Annotated in this window: 17 protein-coding genes and 6 pseudogenes; 12 read left to right on the top strand and 11 right to left on the bottom strand. The window is 69.2% G+C overall.

Annotation, left to right across the window (positions count from 1 at the left end):
• Window positions 1-117: 117 nt before the first annotated feature.
• The 4 genes and pseudogenes from ACWDO5_RS17030 to ACWDO5_RS17015 form a co-directional block, all read right to left on the bottom strand.
• Window positions 118-255 (bottom strand): annotated as a pseudogene (locus ACWDO5_RS17030) (site-specific integrase); the annotation flags it as partial.
• Window positions 256-273: 18 nt separating this feature from the next.
• A pseudogene (locus ACWDO5_RS17025) lies at window positions 274-364 on the bottom strand (IS5 family transposase); the annotation flags it as partial.
• Window positions 365-728: 364 nt separating this feature from the next.
• Window positions 729-2963, bottom strand: a complete 2235-nt coding sequence (locus ACWDO5_RS17020; protein ID WP_450531073.1) for an FG-GAP repeat domain-containing protein — start codon at window positions 2961-2963, stop codon at window positions 729-731.
• 438 nt (window positions 2964-3401) lie between these two features.
• Complete coding sequence (locus ACWDO5_RS17015; protein WP_450531072.1) at window positions 3402-4880, bottom strand: PucR family transcriptional regulator; 1479 nt, start codon at window positions 4878-4880, stop codon at window positions 3402-3404.
• 168 nt (window positions 4881-5048) lie between these two features.
• Here ACWDO5_RS17015 and ACWDO5_RS17010 point away from each other — a divergent pair, with 168 nt between their 5' ends.
• Together ACWDO5_RS17010 and speB are read left to right on the top strand one after the other, a co-directional pair.
• Window positions 5049-6413 carry an MFS transporter gene (locus ACWDO5_RS17010; RefSeq protein WP_450531071.1) on the top strand — a complete coding sequence of 455 codons (1365 nt, stop codon included), beginning with the start codon at window positions 5049-5051 and terminating at the stop codon, window positions 6411-6413.
• 12 nt (window positions 6414-6425) lie between these two features.
• Window positions 6426-7424 (top strand): agmatinase, encoded by a 999-nt coding sequence (gene speB / locus ACWDO5_RS17005; protein WP_450531070.1) that lies wholly within the window; start codon window positions 6426-6428, stop codon window positions 7422-7424.
• 385 nt (window positions 7425-7809) lie between these two features.
• Here speB and ACWDO5_RS17000 read toward each other — a convergent pair whose 3' ends face one another.
• The 6 genes and pseudogenes from ACWDO5_RS17000 to ACWDO5_RS16975 form a co-directional block, all read right to left on the bottom strand.
• Window positions 7810-8895: a hypothetical protein gene (locus ACWDO5_RS17000; RefSeq protein ID WP_450531069.1), complete on the bottom strand. Its 1086-nt coding sequence runs from the start codon at window positions 8893-8895 to the stop codon at window positions 7810-7812.
• A 17-nt stretch (window positions 8896-8912) separates the two neighbouring features.
• Window positions 8913-11801: an amino acid adenylation domain-containing protein gene (locus ACWDO5_RS16995; protein WP_450531077.1), complete on the bottom strand. Its 2889-nt coding sequence runs from the start codon at window positions 11799-11801 to the stop codon at window positions 8913-8915.
• 418 nt (window positions 11802-12219) lie between these two features.
• Window positions 12220-12441, bottom strand: a complete 222-nt coding sequence (locus tag ACWDO5_RS16990) for a hypothetical protein (RefSeq protein WP_450531078.1) — start codon at window positions 12439-12441, stop codon at window positions 12220-12222.
• Between the two features lie 49 nt (window positions 12442-12490).
• Window positions 12491-12658: pseudogene (locus ACWDO5_RS16985) on the bottom strand (transposase family protein); the annotation flags it as partial.
• A 390-nt stretch (window positions 12659-13048) separates the two neighbouring features.
• Window positions 13049-13660, bottom strand: a complete 612-nt coding sequence (locus ACWDO5_RS16980; RefSeq protein WP_450531068.1) for a dihydrofolate reductase family protein — start codon at window positions 13658-13660, stop codon at window positions 13049-13051.
• A gap of 517 nt (window positions 13661-14177) precedes the next feature.
• On the bottom strand, window positions 14178-14396 hold the full coding sequence (locus ACWDO5_RS16975) for a hypothetical protein (protein WP_450531066.1): 219 nt from the start codon (window positions 14394-14396) through the stop codon (window positions 14178-14180).
• Between the two features lie 747 nt (window positions 14397-15143).
• Between ACWDO5_RS16975 and ACWDO5_RS16970 the strand changes: the two genes are divergently transcribed.
• The 6 genes from ACWDO5_RS16970 to ACWDO5_RS16945 all read left to right on the top strand — a co-directional run bounded on the left by ACWDO5_RS16970 (window position 15144) and on the right by ACWDO5_RS16945 (window position 18704).
• Window positions 15144-16382, top strand: coding sequence for a PP2C family protein-serine/threonine phosphatase (locus ACWDO5_RS16970; RefSeq protein ID WP_450531065.1), 1239 nt, complete (start codon window positions 15144-15146; stop codon window positions 16380-16382).
• Between the two features lie 345 nt (window positions 16383-16727).
• On the top strand, window positions 16728-17084 hold the full coding sequence (locus ACWDO5_RS16965; RefSeq protein ID WP_450531064.1) for a PRC-barrel domain-containing protein: 357 nt from the start codon (window positions 16728-16730) through the stop codon (window positions 17082-17084).
• A 45-nt stretch (window positions 17085-17129) separates the two neighbouring features.
• Window positions 17130-17300 (top strand): hypothetical protein, encoded by a 171-nt coding sequence (locus tag ACWDO5_RS16960; RefSeq protein WP_450531063.1) that lies wholly within the window; start codon window positions 17130-17132, stop codon window positions 17298-17300.
• Window positions 17301-17473: 173 nt separating this feature from the next.
• On the top strand, window positions 17474-18073 hold the full coding sequence (locus tag ACWDO5_RS16955; protein WP_450531062.1) for a DUF5994 family protein: 600 nt from the start codon (window positions 17474-17476) through the stop codon (window positions 18071-18073).
• 5 nt (window positions 18074-18078) lie between these two features.
• A complete protein-coding gene (locus ACWDO5_RS16950; protein ID WP_450531061.1) occupies window positions 18079-18231 on the top strand; it encodes a hypothetical protein in 153 nt (50 codons plus the stop codon).
• Window positions 18228-18704 (top strand): DUF5994 family protein, encoded by a 477-nt coding sequence (locus ACWDO5_RS16945; RefSeq protein ID WP_450531060.1) that lies wholly within the window; start codon window positions 18228-18230, stop codon window positions 18702-18704. Before ACWDO5_RS16950 ends, ACWDO5_RS16945 begins: the two co-directional genes overlap by 4 nt.
• Window positions 18705-18836: 132 nt before the next feature.
• Here ACWDO5_RS16945 and ACWDO5_RS16940 read toward each other — a convergent pair whose 3' ends face one another.
• Window positions 18837-19289 (bottom strand): DUF7144 family membrane protein, encoded by a 453-nt coding sequence (locus tag ACWDO5_RS16940; RefSeq protein ID WP_450531059.1) that lies wholly within the window; start codon window positions 19287-19289, stop codon window positions 18837-18839.
• A gap of 217 nt (window positions 19290-19506) precedes the next feature.
• Here ACWDO5_RS16940 and ACWDO5_RS16935 point away from each other — a divergent pair.
• The 4 genes and pseudogenes from ACWDO5_RS16935 (at window position 19507) to ACWDO5_RS16920 (ending at window position 23690) form a co-directional block, all read left to right on the top strand.
• Window positions 19507-20030: pseudogene (locus ACWDO5_RS16935) on the top strand (aldo/keto reductase).
• A 5-nt stretch (window positions 20031-20035) separates the two neighbouring features.
• Window positions 20036-21158 (top strand): annotated as a pseudogene (locus tag ACWDO5_RS16930) (ATP-binding cassette domain-containing protein); the annotation flags it as partial.
• A 90-nt stretch (window positions 21159-21248) separates the two neighbouring features.
• Window positions 21249-22811, top strand: a pseudogene (locus ACWDO5_RS16925) (ABC transporter ATP-binding protein); the annotation flags it as partial.
• Window positions 22812-23102: 291 nt separating this feature from the next.
• Window positions 23103-23690 carry an HhH-GPD-type base excision DNA repair protein gene (locus tag ACWDO5_RS16920; RefSeq protein WP_450531058.1) on the top strand — a complete coding sequence of 196 codons (588 nt, stop codon included), beginning with the start codon at window positions 23103-23105 and terminating at the stop codon, window positions 23688-23690.
• The last annotated feature ends 165 nt before the right edge of the window (window positions 23691-23855 follow it).

The following is a 23855-nucleotide window of genomic DNA, read 5'->3' as shown; positions in this document are numbered from 1 at the left end:
CGGAAAGGGTGTGGGGGCCACCCCCACACGAGTTCCAATCTCTTATCCACCCCCAGGCCAACCCGGGCAACTTTGTTGACGGCCCCCACGGTCGGGGGGGGGCCCCTTCGACGTGCCTCAGACCTCGTTGTCCTGGTCTTTGTCCACAAAGGCTGTTTCCGGGGATCCCCAGATCGCCATGCCGATCTTCCGGGCCACCTCCTTCATCAGGTGGTCGGGCACATGGAGGTACCGCGCCCGCATGCGCGCGGCCCCCGGCGAGGCCGAAGAGCAGTCGCGGGCGAGGCGGCGGTGGGTGGATGAGCCAGCCGAAGGTCCGCTCGACGACCCAGCGCTGCGGAATCACCTTGAAGCCCTTCTGGGCAGGGTCGCGGCGGGTGACTTCGACGTCGGTGCCGAGGCGGGCGCCGTGGTCGACGGCCTTGGTGCGGTAGCCGGTGTCGGCCCATGCCTTGGTGTCGTAGACACACACCATGGGCGGCGCGCACTCAATGCGCGCCGCCCATCGGCGCCCTGACCGCAAGATCCGCTCGCCGGCGAGAGACCGTTCCCCAGGGAAACCAAACCCCTTCGCCCCCCGGCTGACGCGTCCCAGATCCCTGCCCCTCACGGCCGGCGGCTCCGCGGACCATCTGGTAGGGGATGTCGACAGCGTCCTGCTGGTCCAGCAGGACGGTCGTCGGCGATGCCCACAGAGCCCGAGGAGATCGAAAGATTGTACGTCCCGGTCAGGAAACGGAGTTGAACTTGGATCCCTCACCCGCGTACAGCGTCGTCGTCTGCCGGGTGAACACCGACGTCGTCGAGCCCGTCGAGCCGTAGACGTACGTGCCGCCCGCCCCGTACGCGATGAGGTCGGGGCGGCCGTCGTTAGTGACGTCCCCGGCGCCGACAAGCTGGGAGAAGACCTGCCAGCCGCCGCCGATCCTGACCCGGGTGGCGAACGTGCCGTCGCCGCGCCCCTGGTAGAGCCACAGTACGCCGGCCTTGTCCCGGGCGACGAGGTCGCCGGCGGCGCCGCCGGCCACATTGCCCACGGCGGTGATCTGGTTGAACGCCTGCCAGCCGCCCAGTCCGATCTTCTTTCGCACCGCGAACGGCTTGGAGGTGCTGCCGGTGCCCTTGTAGAACCACAGGTAGCCGGAGTTGTCCGTGGCCACCAGGTCGGACCTGCCGTCGCCGTCGAGGTCGGAGCCGCCGGTGAGCTTGTCGTAGATCTGCCAGCCGCCGCCGATCTGCTGCCGGGCGGTGAAGGTGCCGTCGCCCTTGGCGAGGTAGTGCCACAGGACGCCGGAGCCGTCGAGCCCGACCAGGTCGCCGTGGGCGGTGCCGCCGATGTTGCCGACGGCCTCGATCTGCTTGTACGTCTGCCAGCCCGGGCCGATCTTCGTCCGGCGGGCGGACTTGTACTGGCCGTTCACGGGCCCGTCGAAGAGGTCGTCCCGCCACAGCACACCCGAGGCGTCCCGGGCCAGGACGTCCGTCGAACCGTTGTCGTTGAAGTCGTGCGGGTTGGCCTGGCGCGAGACCTGGAAGCTCCCCGAGGCGGTGGCCGGGCCGCCTACGCCGTCGGTCGGGGTCGCGGTGATGCCCCAGGTGTAGGCGCCGTTGGGGGCGCTGATGCCGTCCAGCACGCCGTCCCACGTGAAGGTGAAGCGGCTGCCGGAGGCGGGCTGCGGCAGGCGCTTGGTGAGCTTCTTGCCGGTGGCCACGTGCGTGAGCGTGACGTCGACGGTGGCGTCCGCCCGGGACAGGGTCCACTCCATCGGGACCGGGGTGCCGCTCTTCTCCAGGTTCACCGCGGTGGGGACCTTCGACCCGGCCACCGTCAGGGCCAGGACCCGGCCGGTGTCCGCCACGAGCGTGACCTCCGGGCGGGCGCCGCCGACCCCGTCGGCGACCCGGAACAGCCCGTCGGCGTCGTGCGCGGCGCCGCGCACAATCAGGCTGCCGTCCGGCGCGTGGGCCGCGCTGGAGAAGCGCTCCAGGAGCTTGTACGGCTCGGCACCGGCAGTGACGAGATCCTGCGCGTACAGCGGGCTCACCGAGTCCCCGGCGGCCGTGCCCGGGACGCCGTAGAGCAGGACGTCCCCGACGATGCCCACGACGACGGCGCCGCCCATGGCGGCGCCCAGGTCGAAGCTCTTTTCGGTGGCGCCCGCGTCCACGACGAGCTCGTTGCCCCCGGACGGGTGCTCGATCCACGCCTCGTACTCGGAGGTGAGGGCACCCGTCGCGTCCGGGGTCCACGCGGCGATGTTCTCCAGGCCCTGCCTGTCGATGACCGTGCCGTAGTTGACGTTCGTGTGCGCCTTCCAGTACGCGGTCCGGAAGCCCGCCCCCGAGAACTCCCGGGAGGTGCCCAGGACGAGCAGGTTGTTGCCGGCGGAGGCGACCACCTTGTAGCCGGTGTTGTAGGAGCTGGACGAGAGTTTGGTCTTCTGCGAGTTCCCGTTGACGTCGGCGAGCTGGTACAGCTCCAGGTAGTCCCCTGTGGTGGGCACGCTCACGAACAGGTTTGCGCCGACCACCCCGACCAGCTTCGCCCCGGGCTTGAACTCGTCCGCGAGGTTGAAGACCTTGGACCAGGTGGAGCCGGCCTCCATGTCCCGCAGGAAGACCGTGCTCGCGCCGTCGCTCGTCACGACGATGTCAGAGTTGCTGTCATGGCCCATGGTGCCGCTGTTGATCGGCAGGACCGAGCCGTCGGCGTACGTCCGCCACTCCAGGACCGTGTTGCCAAAGTCGTCTTTACGGGAGGTGAGGTAGCCGGTGTCGCCGGTGCTGACGACCTCGGCGTCGACGGGCAGCTTCACCTCTTCGGCGACGGCGGTGGCCCCGGCCACGGCAGCGGGGGCGGCGGCGATGGCCGGGACGGTGAGAAGCGTCCCCGTCACGGCCGTGACCGTGGACAGGGTGAGGACCGCGGCGGCGAGCCGACGGCTGGAGATGCGATGGTGCACGTGCCTGACCTTTCCGGTTCTCTGGAAGGCGGAGTCGAAAAACTCCTGGGACATGCCAGTGCCCGCGACCGGGCGTGACGGCTGCCACGCCCGGTCAGACATGCGATCGAGCCAAGTGGTTGTAGGGAGATCACTTGAATGTTTGACGCGTCGTCGCCCCGGCCTGGCGTCTCCTGCCAGGCGGCGGGCACCGCGTCGTCCGTGCCGCTCTGCAGCGGTCTGCTGTGATCCCCCGGCAGGTGGTGCGCGTTGTCCTGGTCATTGTCCAGTTCGCAGATGACCCCCACCGTTCAGCGCCGTACGGGCGCTCCGTCTTACCTGCGCCGCGTACTGCGGCGAACGTCGCTGTACTGGCAGACGGACAGTCCCACAGCCCAGCTTCTCCCGCGTCGGCCCCCTTCAGCTTCAGACCGAAACACCCGTCAAGGCGACGCCCTCTCAGACAGCTTTCAGGGCAAGCCAAAGCGCCGCCAGATCACCGGTGTCGGCGATACGCTTCCCGGTCAACTGCTCGATGCGCCGAACGCGGTAAAGCACCGTCTGTCGGTGGACGTGCAAGACATCGGCCGTTCGCTGCCAGGACCTGCCGTTCTCGCAGAACACCCGCAGGGTCGTGAGCAGCTCGTTCGCCTGCTCGGACGGCAGTTCCAGAACGGGGCGCAGCACGCGATTGACGAGTGCTCGTGCCTCGGCCGGGTTGCGTGGACCGAGGAGCAGGTCGGTGTCGGCGTACCGCAGCAGGGAGGCGCCCTGGTCCCGCGCGATGTCGAGCGACCACGTGGCCTCCCGTGCCGCGTCCGCCAAGCGGTCGGAGCGGCCGACCACGTCGCTGACACCCGCCCGACCGCCGTCCCCGAGAGCCTGCGCGAGCACCTGCACGGCAGCGCCGTCGGGCAGGACCGTGAACGACGTGCCGCCGCGGTGGGCCGTGACGTGGCTGACGGCCGAGCGCCACAGTTTGAGGTGCATGGTTCTGAGCAGGTCCGGGTCGTCCTCGTTCCGTGCCGCAACGCAAACCGCTCCATCGAGCCGCAGGCCGAGCTCCTCCAGCTGGCGCCTGGCCACGGACGGCGCCAGCTGCGCATCGAGGATCTGGAGCAGCAGATCCTCACCTCTCCTGCGGTCGTGCTCGATGGTCAGGCGGGCTTGGGAGAGCGCCAGCGCGCACACCGTCGCGGCGTGCTGCAGGAGGAGCGCGTCCGGCTGCTCGGTATGTTCGGGGAGGGCGACCAGGACCGCGTCGGGATGTGTCGGTACGTCGACCAGGAGTGCGCGACGGTCATCATCGAGACGGACCGCAATGACGCCGGCGCGGAGCCTGCCGCGACGCTCGGCCACACTGTTGCGGATCTCCTCGGGAAGCGGAGCAACGCCCGGGTACCAGTCGTGCCCGGTCGCCCGGTCGCACACCCGGACGTCGCAGCCGAGCTCGCGGCGCAGCGCACTCGTGAGCGTCCTGAATCCGGAGCTCTGTGCGGAGATCTGCTGCAGCGCCTGGTAGATCCGCTCGGTCCGGATCAGGCGCTGCGACTGTTCCAGCAGGGTTGCCTCGGCGACCGCGCGGGAGATCGCGACGAACGGCATGGGGTAGGCGATCCAGAGCACCGGGAAACCCAGTTCTTCGCTCGTCCGCGTCATCCGCTTGGTCAGCGGCGGGGCGTACATCTGCTCGCCGACGGCCAGCGCGGCGGCACCGTGGGCGACGAGCTGCCGGACGAGGTCCTCCTGCCCGGACGCGCTCCGGGGAATCGGCATGCCGTTCGTCATGAGGAGCTCGCCGCCGGCCACCCAGCGCCACGGCTCGGGCAGGTCCGTCGTGTGCGTCCACGAGACGGGCCGGTCCAGCGCGTCGGCCCCCGAGTGGAGTCTCAGGCGCAGTCGCGGCATCTCGAGCAGCTCGCCCACCGTGATCGACATGGCGTCAAGGTACGACGGGGCCGACCGTCTGTATAGCAGCGTTGTGCGAATGTATAAGGACGCGCGGGAACTTTGAGCGCTGTTGTCTCTGCACGACGCGGGCGAGGTCGGCAAACATGTGGAGCGGCATCTCCGCACGGCGCCACTGCCAGCCAAGGACTCCCCGCCATGACCGCTCGATCGAACCTCATCGACGACGCGCCACTGACGCGCTTCCACAAGAAACTGACCGCCTACTCGTCGGGCGGACCGTTTATCGACGGCTACGCGCTCACAATCATCGGTGTCGCGTTCACGACACTTACTCCGGCCTTCGACATGAGCACCGGTGACAAGGGTCTGGTTGCGGCCGCCAGCCTGGTCGGCATCTTCTTCGGTGGGGCGGTCTTCGGATACGTCACCGACAAGATCGGCCGGCACATCATGTACATCGCCGACCTAGCCGCGCTCGCGCTGTTCTCCATCCTGTCGGCCTTCGCGGCCGAGGTCTGGCAGCTGGTGCTCCTGCGCTTCCTCCTCGGCGCGGCCATCGGTGCCGACTACCCGATCGCCACATCCCTGCTGGCGGAGTACCTCCCCCGGCGGTTCCGCGGCCGGATGCTCGGTGCCACCTTCGTGGTCTGGGCGCTCGGTGCCGCGGCCGCGTACATCGTGGGTGTGAGCCTCGAAGGGCTCGGCGAGAACGCCTGGCGCTTCATGCTCGCCAGCCCGGCCGTGTTCGCCGTGGTGACCCTGTTCCTGCGGCTCGGTACGCCGGAGTCGCCTCGATGGCTGCTCAGCAAGGGGCGCTCCGACGAGGCCGACCGCTCGATCAAGAAGGTCTTCGGCCCGCAGTACGGCGTGGCCGACCTGGCCGCCGAACCGACGGGGGCGAAGACCAGTTACGCAACGGTGTTCCGCTCGCCCTATCTGAAGCGCACCCTCTTCGTCGGCATCTTCTGGACTGCCCAGGTGATCCCGCTGTTCGCACTCTATTCGTTCGCCCCCGACCTGCTGGGGGGCATGGGAATCACGGGCAACTCCGCGGAGATCTTCCTCGCCGCGCTGTTCGTCGTCGGCGGCATTCCCGGACTCTGGGTGGTCGAGCGGATCGGCCGTCGGACGCTGCTGCTGTGGTCCTTCGGGATCATCGCGGTCGCCCTGGCCATCCCCGGTCTGGTGCCAGGACTGCCGACCTGGGTCTTCTTCGTCTCGGTCTGTGTCTTCGCGCTCGCCTCGGGCGGCTCCAGCTTCCTCGAGGTGGTCTACCCGAACGAGCTGTTCCCGACCGAGGTCCGCGCCACCGCGGTCGGGGTGGGGACTGCGATGTCCCGCATCGGGGCGGCCGCGGGCACCTACCTGATGCCGTTCGCGCTGGACGAGAGCCAGAGCCTGCCGCTCCTCGTCGGCGCCGTCGTGTCGGTCGTCGGGCTCCTGGTCACGCTGGCCTGGGCAACCGAGACCCGAGGCCGCGCTCTCAGCGACACCGCTGCGTGCACCGACAGCCCGGCCGAGCATGCCGGCCCGTCCGCCACCGCCATCGTTTCGAACTGACGGGAGACCGTGATGAACCACGACGACCGACCCGCGCCGATCGGCGCCCTGGACGCCACGAAGGTCCCGCGCTTCGCCGGCCTCGGTACCTTCGCCCGGATCCCCGACATCGGCTCGGTCAGCGACTACGACATCGCGATCCTGGGCGTGCCGTTCGACGGGGGGACGTCGTACCGGCCGGGCGCTCGCTTCGGACCGATGGGGGTCCGTCAGGCCTCGCGTCACCTGCGCCCGAGGTTCCACGTCGAACTCGGCACCGCACCGCTCGAAGCGGTCCAGGTTGTCGACGCCGGTGACGTTCCCTGCACGCCGTTCAGCATCGACGAAGCGGTCGCCCAGATCGAGGGCTACGCCCGCGACGTGGTGGGACAGTCCGACCGGCGCATCGTGAGCATCGGTGGTGACCACACCATCGCGCTACCCATGCTGCGCGCGGCCAAGGACAAGTACGGCCCAGTCGCGCTGGTCCACTTCGACGCGCACCTCGACACATGGGACACCTACTTCAACGCTCCGATCACGCACGGCACGGTGTTTCGCCGGGCCTTCGAAGAGGGCCTGCTCGCCCAGGACAAGTCCATACACCTGGGCATCCGCGGACCGATCTACGACCAGATGGACCTCGTGCACGACAAGGCGTTCGGTTTTCGGGCGATCCGCGCCGGAGACCTCGACCTGATCGGGATCGAGGGGGCGGTGGCCGCCGTACGGCAACGCGTGGGCGACGCACCTGTGTACATCTCGATCGACATCGACGTCCTCGACCCGGCGTTCGCGCCCGGTACGGGCACGCCGGAGATGGGCGGGTTCAGCAGCCGCGAGTTGTTGCGTCTGCTCCGCAGCCTCGACGGGCTCAACATCATCGGCGGTGACGTGGTCGAGGTCGCTCCGGCATACGATCACGCCGAAATCACCTGCGTTGCCGCCGCAACCGTGGTGTTCGACCTGGTCACGCTCATGACGAAGACGCAGGTCGCCAGTCCTGTGTTCGCGTCCACGGACCACGTCTGACTCCACGGCTGACCAGCCGAAACGAAGGTCCTGACCGCTGAGCGGTCGGGACCTTCGTCGTTCCGTGTCCCACCGGTCGCGGTGGGGCCCTTCGACGTGCCCTGGTCCTACTTGCCGTCACCGCACACACCGAGGTGGGAGTCGAGCCTGCGCACGGCCGTACCAAGCCCGCGAGGGCCGGGGATGTCTCTCCCAACCTACGCCGGAATGGAGCCTGCCCTGGTCCCGGAGCCGTGCCGCGGGGGAACGGCGTTGCGATCCGGTGACCAGGGCGGGGGTCTATCGACGGCACAGGATTCCGCCTCGGGCTCAGTGCCGGCCCACGCGGTGTCCGGCGGGCGGACCGTCCCGCGGCCGACGCCGTGGGGGGTAATGCCGGGTGGGTTCAGTCGGCTCGGGTGATCGGGCTGCCCTGCCAGTGGCCGGCCGCGGGAACCCGCTCCGCCGCCATGACCAGCGAGCCCGCTTCGACCCGTGCCGCCTCGCCCAGTGAGCTGCCCGGGAGGACGATGCTGCGCGGGCCGAGCACCGACCGGCGCTCCAGGTCGACCGGTTCCAGCCGCATGACCCGGTCGTGGAACAGGTGCGTCTGCAGGACGCATCCGCGGTTCACGACCGCGCCGTCACCGACGCGGATCAGGTCCGGCTCCGGGAACCAGTGCGTCTCGCACCACACGCCCCGGCCGATCTTCGCGCCCATGCTGCGCAGCCACCAGTTCAGCACCGGGGTGCCGATCGCGGGGTTGACCAGCCACGGAACCGCCAGCATCTCCACGAAGACGTCCCACAGTTCGTTGCGCCACACGAACGCGCTCCACAGCGGGTGCCGTTCAGCGGTGAAGCGCCCCATCAGCGTCCACTTCACAGCCGTGGTGACCAGCCCGGCGACCACTCCGACGGCGCACATCAGCAGGCCGGCAGCAGCAACCGCGTACCAGACGCCGACGGTGCCCCACAGGTACAGCAGCGCGTAGGTCAGGGTGAGTTGGAGGAGCGAGCTGAGCATCAGGGGTACCACGCGGCACAGTTCGACCGCGGTGCGGGCGGTCCGCAAGGAGCGCGGCGGGGCGAACGTGCGGGCCGGGTCGTGCTGTTCCGCCACTCGGCGCAGCCGCATGGGCGGGCGTCCCAGCCAGGACGAGCCGTCCGGGACCACGGCGGGCGTGTCGGACAGGACGCCGATCAGCGCGCCGTCCGCGACGGAGCGGTCGGGGCCGACGACACCGGAGTTGCCGACGAAGGCGCTGTCACCGATCCGCGAGTGCCCCAGCCGCACCCAGCCTCCGCGCAGCTCGTACGGCGCGGCCAGCACGTCGTCCGCGAGGAACGCGCGGTCGTCGACGTGCAGGAGGCGTGGCAGGGCCACGACCGTCGACGCCTCGACGTTCTTGCCGACGCGGGCACCGAGCAGGCGCAGCCAGACCGCAGTGAACAGGCCGGCGTAGAAGGGGAAGAGGGTGGTGCGGGCCATGGCCATCAGGTCGTGGGTCAGCCACGCGGCCAGCCGGCCCTGCTGTGCATGGGGTACATGCCGGGCTTCAGACCGCGGCCGGCGAACCGGACTCCGGCGAGGATGAACAGGGCCCGGCAGAACGTTCCGAGGAGCACCAGCGGCAGCAGCCACAGCAGCCGGGCGGACCAGGACATGCCCTCCTCGCCGGACACCGCGACGAGCATCAGCAGCGAGGGGGCCGTGACGACAGCCATCAACAGGCCGCGCACGGCGGGCGTCAGGGTGTACGCGAGCGCCCAGGCACGGGAGCGGGCCGCGCGCGGGCGGGGCCAGGCGGCCTCGGAGGCCTGCGGCTCCGCGGGTGATCCGCCCCAGCACTCGCCGGACGGAATCTTCGTGCCCTCGGTCACGGTGCTGCCGGTGAGGACTTCCGCACCGTCGCCGATCTGTGCGCCGGGCTGCAGGGTGACGCGTCCGCCGAGGCTCGCTCCGGCTCCGATCCGCACGGTGCCGACCCGGAGCTGGTCGCCGTCGATCCACCATCCGACGATGTCCGCCTCCGGGTCGACGGATGCGCCGTCGCCGAAGTGTGCGAGACCGGTGGTCGGCGGCAGGGTGTGCAGGTCGACGTCCTTGCCGACAGTGCAGCCCAGCAGCCGCGCGTACCAGGCTGCCAGCGGGGTGCCGGGCACTCCGGCGAGGCCGATGGCGGCCACCCAGCGCTCCGCCGTCCACAGGCGCAGATGGGCCACGCCGCCGCGCCGGTAGTCACCCGGCCTGATCCGGCCGCGCAGCAGGCGTGCGCCGCCCGCTGCCAGGAGGACGCGGGTGGGCCAGGTGAACATCACCAGCCAGGCAGGGGTGAGCAGCCACCAGGACACGGTCGGCAGCCAGGAGGTAAAGCCGACGGCGGCGAGCACACTGCCGGTGAGTCCGAGGGACAACACCCAGCGCAGGCCGGCGACGCCGAGCAGCAGCGGCTGCAGCGCGGTCTGGACCCAGCCGGTCCACCGTGGTGTTCCCTGCGCGGTCTTCTCGTCCTGCGTGTCCCGCCTGTCCGGTTCGTGCTGCGGTGGTTTGCCGGGGGCCGGCTCCACGGTCACCATGCGGGTGCGCAGTGCGGCGGGAGTGGGATTCCGGTAGAGGTCGGAGACGGAGACCTCGGGGAAGCGTTCGCGCAGTGCGGACACGAGCCGTGCCGCGGCGAGACTGGTGCCGCCGAAGTCGAAGAAGTCGTCCTCGGTCTTCACGTCGGCGCCGAGCATGTCGCTCCAGACGCCGAGCATCCACGTGGTCACCGGGTCGGCGAGGTCCGTACCGCCGGCGGGACCCGCCTCAGCGGAAGCGGCCGCCGCCGGGCCTGGTACGGCCGCTGCCGAGCCGCCCGTAAGTGAACCGCCCGCCGCGTTGGCCGCAGCCGTATGCGGCGCGGGCTCCGCCGGCAGCGGCCACGGCAGTGCGTTGCGGTCGGCCTTGCCCGAACCGCGCGTAGGGAACTCGGCCATGACGGCGAGCCTGGGTACGAGGGGAGCGGGCAGCCGTTCGCGCAGCCGCCGGGTCGCGCCGGCCCGGTCGAACGTGGCGGGGTTGCCGTCGGACGGGACGAGGTAGCCGACCAGTACGTCGAGGCCGCCGGCCGTGCGCCGGACCATCGCCGCGGCTGCGGCGACGGAGGGCAGGTCGAGCAACGCGGCCTCGACCTCGCCGAGTTCGACGCGCCGTCCACCGATTTTGACCTGGTCGTCGGCGCGGCCGACGAACTCCAGGCCCCAGGGGTCCGCGCGGACGAGGTCGCCGCTACGGTAGGCGCGGTCCCAGTTCAGGGACGGCAGAGCTGTGTACCGCTCCGCGTCCTTGACGGGATCGAGGTAGCGGCCGAGGCCGACGCCTGCGATGACCAGTTCACCGGTCTCGCCCCAGACGACGGGGTCGCCGCCGGGGTCGACGACGGCGAGTTCCCAGCCGTCCAGCGGAAGGCCGATGCGTACGGGTTCGCCGTCGAGGAGCTGGGTGGCGCAGGAGACGACCGTCGCCTCGGTGGGGCCGTAGGTGTTCCACACCTCGCGGCCGTGGCAGGCGAAGCGCCTGACCACCTCGGGCGGGCACGCCTCACCGCCGACGATCAGCAGCCGTACCTCGGCGAGCATGTCCCGTGACCACAGCGCGGCCAGGGTCGGGACGGTGGAGACGACGCTGATCCTGCGCTCCTGCAGCCACGGGCCGAGGTCCGCGCCGGTCCGTACGAGGGCGCGGGATGCGGGCACCAGGCAGGCGCCGTGACCCCAGGCCAGCCACATCTCCTCGCAGGAGGCGTCGAACGCGACGGACAGGCCTGCCAGTACGCGGTCGCCGGGGCCGATCGGTGCCTGGCGCAGGAATAACCGGGCCTCCGCGTCCACGAAGGCGGCCGCCGAGCGGTTGCTGATCGCGACGCCTTTCGGCTTGCCGGTCGAGCCGGAGGTGAAGATGATCCAGGCGTCGTCGTCGGGTCCCGGGCGGCCGCCCTGGCAGCGCGGGACGATTCCAGGGCGGGTCTCGAGCACGTACCCGTCGCTCATCACGGCGCAGACACCCGACTCGCTCCAGACCAGTTCGGCCCGTTCGTCCGGGTCGTCGGCGTCGACCGGTACGTACGCGGCGCCGGCGGCGAGGATACCGAGGATCGCCAGGTACAGGTGGGCGCTGCCGGAGGTCATACGGACGCCGACCCGGTGGCCCTTTCCGACGCCCGCAGCTCGCAGGACGCGCCTGATGCGGCCGACCTCTTCGTCGAGCCGGCGGTAGGTCAGTGTGACTGTGCCGTCGTCCAGGGCGAGAGCCTCCGGCGTTCCGGTGACGGAGCGCTCAAGGACGTCGAGCAGGGTACGTGGCGCGGCCGGGGGGCAGGACCGGTAGACCGCCTGCTCCGGGGTAAGGAGAGGCAGACTCCGACCACGCTCGAGATTTCCATATTTCCTTACTGTCACCTTGGGTGCCAATTTCACTCATCCCTGACATGTTGGCCTACGGATTCTTCGCACGCGCGGGATCGGTCCGATTATCGGCTTCTCCGAACCCGTCGCTTGCGGGGGCGAAGGAACCGTAGGCAGGGCACCCTGTGAATCCGTCACAATGAAACCTGTGGAAATCATCTGATGGCGACCACCCTCATCGAGGCGGCGATGACCTGGCCTTTTCCCCTTCTGTGGATTGTCACAGGACCGTCACCGCGGTCGTGACAAATAAGCCGCCGATAAAAAGAAAGCCCCAACCTCAATCGCAATGAGAAATATGTTCGAGGGGGAACTGAAAGAGTGAATTTGTTCGATTTCACGTCACATACACCGCCACAATGCGGCGCATTCACATGCCCTCGGCCTGTGGCAGGTCGTCGAGGTCCGCACGCCCAGGCGTGACAGATCCGAACACTTGGAGGCCGCCTGCCTCGAAGATGCCTGTCCCCGCGGGAGGGGCCAGGAAATGCGGGACTGGCTGACCCAGAAACGTCGGTGCACGGGTGAAGGCAAGGGCGACCAGCGGCGCCCACGGCGGCGCGACCACCAGCGCGCCAGTGATCCAGCGCACCGCGCACCTCTCTCGTGGTGGCATCGGCCGGGGCGGTGGGGCCTGCGGGTTCTAGGCTTGGGCCGCCAAGGGCGGTGAGCACGGCGGGCGGCGCCTCGGCGGCCCATTCCGCGATCGCTCTCAGCGACTTCGCTCCGGCCAGCACCGCGCATGCGGCGAGCGCCAGGACGAAGGCCAGGGGATGGCGGCGGCCCTTGGCGCGGCGGGGATCGGGCACCGCGGCCAGGCAGGCGAGCAGGTCGGAGTGCTCGTCGGGCGCAGGAGGTCGGGCATCGGCGAGTTGGCCCAGGCCAGTGGGGATAGGCGATGATGAGCAGGCAGGAACGGTCTTCCGTTGTGGTGATCAGGGATTCGACACCTCGTGATCACCGGGGGCTGTACTGTGTGACGTTCAGCGACAGGTGGCCGGCCCTCGCCGCGGAACCGCAGGTCGTGGGCCAGTGCTCAACCGCACCTGGCCACTGATGCTCAGCGGCAGTTGGCCATGTAGGCCGTGGAATCCGCGACTCCAGCGGAACGTGTACATGGGATCATCAGTGATCGCCGGTCGAGGTGAGGGAGTTCGACCGGCGATCACCTCCGTCGGTGCCGGTCCGGCACCAGGGGCCTACGCGTCGGCCCCGTAGGTCCCGTACTCCGGAAGCCCCGTCGATTCGAAGATGTGCACCGAGAGGCCGCCCGGTGTCGTCTGATGGCTGACGAGCCGCAGGCCGGCCGGTGCGCCGCCGTCCGGGAACAGGCGTCGGCCCTGGCCCACCACGACCGGGGCGATCACGAGCCGCAATGTGTCGATCAGCCCGGCGGCCAGCAGGGACTGGGCCAGCTGGGCGCTGCCGTGGATCTGCAGTTCCCTGCCGGGCTGCCGCTTCAGCTCGGCGACCTGGGCGGGGATGTCGCCGGACAGGACCGTGGTCGGGTTCCACTCGGCCTTGGTCAGGCTGTGGGAGGCCACGTACTTCGGCAGGCCGTTCAAGATGCCGGCGAAGGGATGGTCGGTCATCTTCGGCCAGTCCCGCGCGAAGTTCTGGTAGGTACGGCGGCCGAACAGGAACGCGTCCGCCTCGCCGAGCCAGGTGCCGACCAGCCGGTCGAACTCCTCGTCCAGGTGCGGCACGAACCAGCCACCCCGCGTGAACCCGTCGCTGGTGTCCTCGTCCGGGGACCCCGGCCCCTGGGAGACACCGTCGAGCGTCAGGAACTCCTGCACAACCAGCTTCATCGCGCACCACTCTCTCTTCGACCTCGATGGCCGATTCAGCCGCTTCGGCGGGGAGAGGCGCGACCGCCCACTCCTTGGACGCCGTGGCGCGCAGAAACTCATCGGTCCGGAACGCTGATGACCGTGGCGGCATGCGCGAGCCCGCGCGGCTCCGTCAACACTTGCAGGTCGGATGACCGGCGAGGAGCGCATGGCCACCTATCGGTGGACGTCACAGCCTGCCTCCGTTCCGGACCGCCAGCTTCACTCGGTTCGGGAACTGAACCAGCATCAACCCGGACACACTCCCTGAACGACGCCACCCTGCCAAGGAGGGCGACGCGGATCGTCCGGTGCGTGTGGGGAGCTGCCCGGCAGCACTGCCGTTCTTCCGCATCCGCGCATAAAAGCCCTCCGGAAAATGCAGGACCCCGGAACTGGAGGTTCCGGGGTCCTGGCCAAACCCTACTGGTATTCAGATGCACCGGTGGGTCGAGTAATACTCCTGGCCCATAACACCTTGTCGCAAACGGCGCTATCAGATGCCGGCGGTCTGCACGGTAACGAGGCTGGAGAGCTCCGAAACGGGCAGGGCGGGCGCGAGGGACTGGACGGTCCCGACGACGTCGCCGACGCTCACCGAGGCGCCGCGGCCGGCGACATCGGCACCGGCGCTGGCGATACCACCGGAGATGCTGTCCAGCTCGCTGTCGGAAATCTCGCCGGTCTCGACCGCAGGGGTGAAGTCGTTACGCATGACTTCCCTTCCTTTCAATGCTCTGGGGGTTACTGAAGTGGCGCCGGCCGGGTTACGGCAAAGCAAAGGCCGGTTGAACGGTCGCCTGGCACCCGAAACCGGGCACCAATAATTACGACTCCCGCACTCACCGATGCAATCACGCCAACGGACCGCCCTGCAAACTTACTGTCCGGTCTTTTCCCGGTGCACACTTCGTCACCACAACATGCCCTGAAGTGCAGCCTTGAACGGCAGTTGGTGACAAACCCCATCGCATGGAATCTACTGGTCAACACTCACGGAAAAATCCTGAACATGCCCCCGACAAGGCATATCTGCATTTACGGTTCGACGGATACCCAGTGCGGCGAGATGGCATGAGATGTCTGCATCTTGTGCTTATCAATGCACAGGTGAGCTGAAAACGGCATTTGACGGCGAGGCCCCCTGGGGCACATTCCGTCGCGCTCCTGGGGGACAGCGCAGAGGAAACGACTCTGTCACGCGGAAAAACGCACGTACGAGAATTACCGCGTCTGCGCCGAGGGCAAGGTCGTCCTTGTCCAGGAACGGCGAGCCGACGACCAGAGCCGCCTGTCTGACCGGTGTGACATGCCACCTTTGGCGCAATGGGCGCGTTGGGCCGGTTGGCGGTGTCAGGCTGTGCGGGTTGATCACGGTCGTGTCACGAGCCCCGTGTACGTGATCGCATCAGCCGCCAGTAGGTCCCCTGACCAGCGGGACGAAGGGATACAGGCAGAGACGATGGCGGGTGAGCAAAAGCGGAGCAAGGTCGAGGTGGACCGATCGGAGGGATTCGGCGAGCGGTTGCTGGGTGTGCTGCTGGACCGGGCTCACGAGATGCCGCCACAGCTGATTGCCCCGCTCGTCGCCGAAGAGGTGGCCAGGATCGGTGGCCGGGACCTCGCCATCCTCCTGCAGGACTACGAACAGATGCTCCTGGTGCCGCTGCCCGGTCGGCGGCTGCTGGTCGGTGACCCCGAACCGATCGAGGACTCCCCCTCCGGCAAGGCGTTCCTGAACCGCACAACCGTAGAGGTGCCACACGACAGCACTGTGCGGATGTATCTGCCGCTGCTGGACGGCAGTGACCAGATCGGGGTGATGGCCGTGACCCTGGACAGCGTCGACGGCGACGACCGGCGGCTGCTGCGCAGACTCGCCGGTCTGGTCGCCGACATGATCGTCACCAAGGACGCCTACACCGACGAATTCTTCCTGGCCCGCCGCCGCGCCCCGATGAACGTGGCCGCCGAGATCCAGTGGTCGCTGCTGCCCCCGCTGTCGATGACCTTCCCGCAGGTTGAGCTGGCCGGAATTCTGGAACCCGCCTACGACGTGGCCGGCGACAGCTTCGACTACGCCCTCAACGGGGACATCCTGCACGTGGCAATGATCGACGCGATGGGCCACGGTCTGGACGCCGCGACCATGGCGACGGTGGCCATCGGCGCCTATCGCCACACCCGACGCGCCAACACCGATCTGTCCCAGGTCTACGAGTTCATGGACAGTGCCATCAACGAGCAGTTCGGGCCTGACCACTTCGTCACCGCGCAGATGATGTGCCTGAACATCGCCACTGGCCACCTGCAATGGGTCAACGCCGGCCACCCGGCACCATTGCTGATCCGCGACCGCGTCGTGGTGGACCGGCTGGACAGCCCGACCACGCTGCCGGTCGGCTTCGGCGGTGAGCAGCCGCAAGTCACCGAGCGGATGCTGGAACTCGGGGACCGGGTGCTGTGCTTCACCGACGGCCTGGTCGAGGAGCACCAGGTCGGCGGGGAACAGTTCGGTGAGGAACAGCTCATCGAGTTCACCAACCGCGTCCTCCGCGAGCACGCTCCGGTGCGGGCGGTGGTGCGCGCGCTGTCCCACGCGCTGAAACTGGAACGAGGCGGCATCACCAGCGACGACGCGACCATGCTCCTCATCGAGTGGCGCGGCGGCGACGCCGATCATCTCGCCGTCCTCGATTGAGCGGCTGCGACAGGGCAGCTTCTTCGGCTCCCGGGCGTCCGCCATGGTCACGCTGACGCACGGATGAGGCAACGCCCGGGCCGCGTCCGAGCCCTTCGATGGCCACATTGCACGTAAAGTGACATATACGGAAATGACGTACTCAGGGAGTAAGATTGACTCTGGGTTGGTGCACTCTCACGTGCAACCGCCCGGAAGGGCGGCCCCGGCGTGTATACGCCGGGGCCGTTGGTCCGGCCGCCGACGCCCGGCAGACGCCGCAGTCCCCTTCTACTCCCCTTCCACTCGCCTTCGAGGCAAGCTCGGAGGTACATCCGACCGGTGCACGTCCAGGAAGGAGAGTGCATGATCCAGGCAGCCGACATCCGCGAGTGGCGCAACCAGGATGTCGTCGACCCGAAGGGGCACAAGATCGGCGTGCTCGAAGCGATCTACGTGGACACCACCACCGACGAACCGGCCATGGCCACCGTCCGGACCGGGCTGCTCAACCGCCAGCGCCTGGTCTTCGTCCCCCTCGACGAGGCAATCCTCGGGCCCGGCTACATCAAAGTCGCCTACGCCAGGGGACTGGTGAGGAAGGCCCCTTCGATCGGCACGGACGACGTGCTGCCCGCCGAGCAGGAGGAATCGATCTTCCAGCACTACGGCATGCCCTACCGGCAGGGCGCCAACGGCGAACGGCAACTCGCGCGCCGCTGACCGCCGGTGCTCAGTACAGCTCAGCACAGAGGAGGTGTTCGGGTGATGGTGCTCTTCCTGCTTCTCGTCCTGGCGGCCGTCGTACTTGGAATCATCGGTGTCGCAGCAGAGGGCCTGGGCTATCTGCTGGTCATCGGCATCGCGCTCCTCGTGGCCGATGTGGCCTTCACCGCTGTGCGATGGTCCCGGCGTGCCGGCCGGCGTCCCATCCGCTGACGGGGCTCCCGCGGTGCCTTCAACCCGTTGCCCGGCATCCGTCCGGCGGGCAACGGCCAGGAGTACCCTGGTGTTACCGAGGACACTTCGCATACGAGCCTTCACGTTCGTGTCGTTCCCGGCGATTCACAACACCGGGCCGATTCAGATCGGCCCGGAGCAGGGTCCGCGTCATGACCGCGACCATTCTCGATATGTCGGCGGTCGAAGACCGGACCTTTTCTTCGTTGCCGCTGCGACTCACGCTGGCGCCGGCCGGCGCCGCTCCGACTCTGATCGACGGTGCATGGTGGCCCCGCTCCCGCGACCTGACCGCGGAACTCCCCTCGCTCACAGCCGTACTGGACCCGCTGTGGGGTCGGATCACCCGCGTCACGGTGAACCCCACGTTCTGGCCGGTCATCCCGCGCAAGGTGCCCGTCGCCGGGCATCTGGTGCACGTGGGCTGGTTCAAGGCCGAGCAAGACCCCCACAAACTGCTGCTGCTCTCCTATACCGCCGGCCGCTGGGACCTGCTCGTGATCCCGCCCGAGACCAGCCCCGACACGGCCGCCCGCCTCATGACCGCCGCCGCTGATCCGTTGCGCGTCCTCACCGCGAGCGGCCTGATCCAGGAGGCAGAGTTCTTCCGGATCGCGGCCGAGGCCGAGTGGGACTCGACCCGGGAGCGGGTCTGGGACTCCGAAGGCGGCCATGGAGCAGGCAGCCGGATCGCACGATCACCTGCCCGAGCAGTCAATGCACAGAGACCGGATCCGACGGAAGGCATGTGAGGATCATGGGCACCTTCGTCACCCTTCTCGTGATCATGGCGATGATCGCTCTGGGCGCGCTCGCGATCCACATGCTCAACGCCCAGCACGATGAGCGCATCTCCGATCGCGTCGGCGGCTTCGGGCGGCTGTGGCCACGACGTCGCAGCAACCCATGACTGCCGATTCCAGCGCCCCGACGCCTCCCCTGCTCCTCGCCGACACAAGGAATCAGCCGATAGCTCCCGGCGCGGCCGTGCTGAGAATGGAGACAACCTCCAGCCGGGTGGGGCTGTTCGACGGCGCATGGTGGCCACGCTCCCGTGACATCGAAGCCCAACTGCCCGGCCTGATCACCGCCCTGACCACCCGACTGGGGCCCATCGCACGCGTCGGCCTGGACGCAAGCGCCTGGGACCACGCTCCCGGCCACCTGGTCATCGACGACCGCACGGTACGTATCGACTGGTCAGCCGTCGACGACCACACGATGATCATCACGCGCGGGCCTCAGGATCACTTCTCCTTCCTGGTGATCCCGCCACAGGCCGACGCCTCCGCCGCCCGTGCCGCGATGACCATGGCCGTCCAGGACGACAACAGCACGTCTGCGGAACAGATACTCACCGACACCGGCATCACCCCCGAGTAGCAGCAGGACGCCGCTACTCGGGGGCCTGGGACGGCCTGCCGGCCCGCCTGACGCTCATACCTGACGCTCATAGAGGAAGGGCCACATGACACCCCGTCGTCCTGCCACGGGCCGCCGGCCGAGGTCCGGGGCCTACACCGTGCGATCGGAACGCGGGGACCAGTCCGTGCACAGCGCCCAGATCACGAAGATGCCGATCGCGATGCCGATGAGCCCCCAGAGCGGCAGGTACGGCAGCCAGATGAAGTTGACGATGATGATGAGGCCGGCCAGCGCCACACCCACTGCGCGGGCCCAGCCCGCGTTCATGAGGATGCCCCAGCCGGTGACGGCCGCGATCGCGCCGATGATCAGGTGGATCCAGCCCCAGGCGGTCAGGTCCCACTCGAAGACGTAGCTGCCGATGCGCGTGTAGACGTCGTCCGCGGCTATGCCCGCGATGCCGTTGAGGATGCCGAGGATGCCGTCCACGAGGAGCAGAACTCCGGCGAACATGGTGCCGCCGGCCGCCCGCGTGTGGCCGGCGCCGGGAGCGCGCCCGGGGGACGGGGTGGTGCCGGACGAGGTCGATGCCTGCTGTGCCATGAGAGCTCCTTGGTCGGGATGACTCCGAGCCTGAGAGGGAGCCTCCCGGACGACCACGTGGACGCGTCCATTCGGGTGAATTACCGATGCTTACGTGACTGTGCGGGTGCAGAGCGCAGTCATTGCCCGTAGCGGAAGCGCCGGCCTTCGTCGTCGTGGGGCGATCGGCCAGAACCCGAGCACCCGCCGCAAGGTGAGCGCGCTGAGTCTCGGCGCGATGCTCTTCGGCACGGCCACCGACGAGCAGACGTCCTACGCGATCCTCGACCGGTACGTCGAGGTCGGCGGGACCTTCATCGACACGTCCAACAACTACGCGTTCTGGGTGGGCGGCACGGGGAGAGCGAGGCGCTGCTGGGCCGCTGGCGCCGCAGCCGCGGCATCGGCGACGAGATCACCGTCGCCACCAAGCTCGGCGGCCGCCCGCCCGCCCCGTCCACCGGCTTCAGCAAGAACATCGAGGGCCTGTCGGCCAAGGTGATCCGACATTCCGCGGAGCGCAGCCGGGAACGCCTCGACACGGCGAAACTGGACCTGCTGTACGCGCACGTCCAGGACGACGCGGTGCCGTTGCAGGAGACCGTCGGGGCCCTCGCCGGACTCGTCGCCGAGGGCACCGTCGGCGAGCTCGGCGCGAGCAATCACTGGGCCTGGCGCGTGGAACGGGCCCGCACCCTGGCCGCGGCGGCCGGGGAACCGGATTGGTATCCGGGTTGCCCCGGGCTCGAGTTAATCGGATAGCTATCCGCTACCGCGAGCGGCAGGGCGAGCTGGCGGGGCGGATCGGGGACCTCGTGGGTGGGCTGCGCGTACTCAACGGGCTCGGCGGCAAAGGGCTGTACGCCGACCACTACCGGCGCGGATCGCAGACGCTGCGGGCGGAGGGCTACCGCGTCGGCGTCGTGACCAGCTGGATCCAGGCTCTCGGGGTGGGGCTGCCCGCGGTGTTCCTCGCCGCCGTGACTTGGCTGGCGGCCCGTATGGCAGCTCAAGGGACGATCACCGTCGGCGAGTTGGTGGCGGTGTACGGATATGTCGCCGTCCTCGTCGTGCCGGTGGCGTTCTTCATCGAGGGCGGCTACGACCTCGGGCGCGGACTGGTCGCCGCACGCCAGGTGGTGCGCTTCCTGAATCTGGAACCGGCGGGCGCGGACGCCGCGGAGATTGTGGACGGGCCCGCGGCAACCGCCGTACTGCACGACCCCGAGTCCGGCGTGGAGGTAGCGCCCGGGCGGCTGACCGCGCTGGTCAGCTCGCGGCCCGCGGAGTGCGCGGCGGTGGTGGACCGGCTCGGCAGGTTCACCACGTCGGCGGCGACTTGGGGCGGGATAATGCTCGACGAGGTGGCGTCGGCGCGCATACGGGAGCGGATCCTGGTCGCGGACAACGAGGCGGATCTGTTCTCCGGCACGCTGCGGGAGGTCGTCTCGGGGCGCGCGGAGCGGGACGAGGACGCCGTCGCGGCGGCGGTGTACGCGGCCGTTGCGCAGGACATCGTCGACGGGCTGCCGGACGGGCTCGATTCGGCGGTCGACGCGCAAGGGCCGCAATCTCTCCGGCGGTCAGCGCCAGCGGATCCGGCTCGTACGGGCGCTGCTCGCCGAACCCGAGGTGCTGATGGCGGTCGAACCCACGTCGGCCGTCGACGCCCACACGGAGTCTGCGCTGGCGTCCCGGCTGCGTGCCGCCCGGGCCGGGCGCACGACGGTGGTCACCAGCACGTCGCCGCTCCTGCTGGAACAGGCCGACACGGTGTACTACCTGGTCGACGGCGCGACTGCTGCGACGGGCAGCCACCGGAAACTGCTCGCGGCCGAGCCCGGCTACCGAGCGCTGGTCTCCCGCGGCGCGGGCGAGGAGGACGCGTGAAAGGAGGACGCGTGAAAGGGGGACACGTGAATGGACAGCTACCCGTCGCCGAGCCCCATCAGGTGCGTCGTGCCGCCCTGTGTCGCCACCGTGGACCGGTGGGCCGTCGCCATCCTCTGCTTCGCCCTCGCCCAGTTGCTGCTCGCGCGCTTCGCACGGTACGTGGGACACCGCTTCGGCGAGCGGACGTCCGCCCGGATCCGTGAGCAGTTCGTAGAGCGGGCGCTCGCCCTGCCCCCATCCGTTGTGGAAAGGGCCGGAGCCGGCGACCTCACCGCACGCGGCACTGCCGATGTCGCGACCGTGGGCACCACCCTGCGCGACGCCGGGCCCGAGATCTTCATCGCGGTGACCCAGGCCCTGTTCATCATCGGCGCGGTCTTCGCCCTCGATCCGCTGCTCGGCGGCTGCGGTCTGCTCGGCCTGACCGGCATCTGGTTCGCCACCCGCTGGTATCTGCGCCGGGCACACACCGACTATCTCGCCGAGGGCGCCGCCAACTCCGCGCTCGCCGAGGTGCTCGCAGCCACCGCCTCCGGAGCCCGCACCGTCGAGGCCCTCGGCCTGCAGGAACGGCGTATCGCGGCCTGCCGGGACGCGGTCGAGGAGTGCCGGCGAACCCGGACGAGGACGCTGTTCCTGCGCAGTGTGCTCTTCCCCGCCATGGAGGTCTCGTACGTCCTGCCGGTCGTCGGCGTCCTGCTTCTCGGCGGCGCGCTGCACGCCCACGGGACGATCACACTCGGCGCGGTCGTCGCATCCGCGCTGTATCTGCGGCAGTTGTCCGAGCCGCTGGACGCCGTCCTTTTCTGGGTCGATCAACTGCAAAGCAGCATCGCCGCGTTCGCCAGGGTCGAGGGTCTTGGCCGGGCCCCGGCGGGACAGCCGACGGCCTCCGCCACTCCCGCCGACGACCGGATCGAGGTGGCCGGCGCGCGGTACGCCTACGACGGAGGGCGGGACGTACTCCACGGCGTCGATCTCACCGTCCGCCCCGGCGAGCGCCTCGCGGTCGTCGGCCCGTCCGGCGCGGGCAAGTCGACACTGGGCAGGCTGCTCGCCGGCATCGACGCCCCCCGCTCGGGCACGGTGACGGTCGGTGGGGTACCGCTGGCCGCGCTCGACCCCGAGCAGCTGCGCCGCCAGGTCGTCCTGGTCACCCAGGAACACCATGTCTTCCTCGGCACGGTCCGGGACAACCTGCTGATCGCGGCCCCATCGGCCACCCGTACCGAACTGTCCGCGGCGCTCGCCGCCGTCGGCGCCGAGTGGGTGGCCGAACTCCCGGACGGCCTGGACACCGAACTGGGCGCGGGCGGCCACCGCCTCGACGGGGCTCAGGCCCAGCAACTCGCCCTGGCCCGCGTCGTCCTGGCCGATCCGCACACGCTGATACTCGACGAGGCCACCGCCCTCCTCGACGCGACGACCGCACGCCATACGGAACGGGCCCTGGCCGCCGTCCTCCAGGGCCGCACGGTCATCGCCATCGCGCACCGCCTGCACACCGCCCATGACGCCGACCGCGTGGCCGTGCTGGCGGAGGGCCGACTCGCCGAACTCGGCACCCACGACGAGCTGGTGGCCGACGGCGGAGCCTATGCCGCGCTGTGGAACTCCTGGCACGGCGGCCCGCGCGACCCGGCCGTCTGAGGCGTGCGTTCAGGTCCCCGCCCGCACACCACCGCCACCGCCCGCACCCCAGGCGCCACCGGACCGACGGCACGTCCCACCGCGTACGAGACGACCGTCAGCCGGGCACCAGGAGCACGAAGCCCACCAGAGCCGGGGGCACGGACAGCCGTGAAGCCTCATGCATCCATACCGCAAGGGGGTATGTAAGCAAGGCGAACCCCACGGCGCTGCGAGGAAGAACTGTGCCCCGGCCGGGAACCCGCGCGGGCAGCGCTGGCGGCCCGCCCACAGCGGGGCGATCATCGGGACATGAGCCCCAGTATTCATCTCGCCCAGCAGCCCGAGGCCGACGAACTGCTCAGCCGAAGTCCGCTCGCCGCCCTCGTCGGCATGCTGCTCGACCAGCAGGTCCCCATGGAGTGGGCGTTCTCCGGCCCGTACACCATCGCGCAGCGCATGGGCACCGACGATCTCGACGCTGCCCAGATCGCCGCGTACGACCCCGACGCCTTCGCCGAACTGCTGAAGCAGAAGCCCGCCGTCCACCGCTATCCGGGAAACATGGCCAAGCGGGTGCAGCAGCTGTGCCAGTACCTGGTCGACAATTACGACGGCGACGTGACCGCCATCTGGCGCGATGTTGAGACCGGGGAGGAGCTGCTGGCGCGGCTGAAGGCACTGCCCGGCTTCGGCGAGCAGAAGGCGAAGATCTTCCTGGCGCTGCTGGGCAAGCAGTTCGGGGTGCGGCCCAAGGGCTGGCGCGAGGCGGCCGGGGAGTACGGCGAGGAGGGCTCCTACCGCTCGGTCGCCGACATCACCGGGCCCGAGTCGCTGGCCAAGGTGCGCGCGTACAAGCAGGAGAAGAAGCGCGCCGCAAAAGCGGCCGGAGATTCCTGATTTCCCGCTGTGCCCGCTCGGCGTGTTGAAGTGGATGGATCACGTCCTGGTGTCAATGCGATGAAATGCGCCATGAGTTGAGGCACATCTGTTCACAGAACCCGCAGAGATCGCTAACTTCCCCTCAACCTGTACACACCGGGAAGGATCTCTGTGAAGGCAACC

This window comes from Streptomyces sp. NPDC000880, from assembly GCF_053599675.1.
The sequence above is the reverse complement of the archived record's forward strand: the minus strand, read 5'-3'. Positions and strand labels throughout refer to the sequence as shown.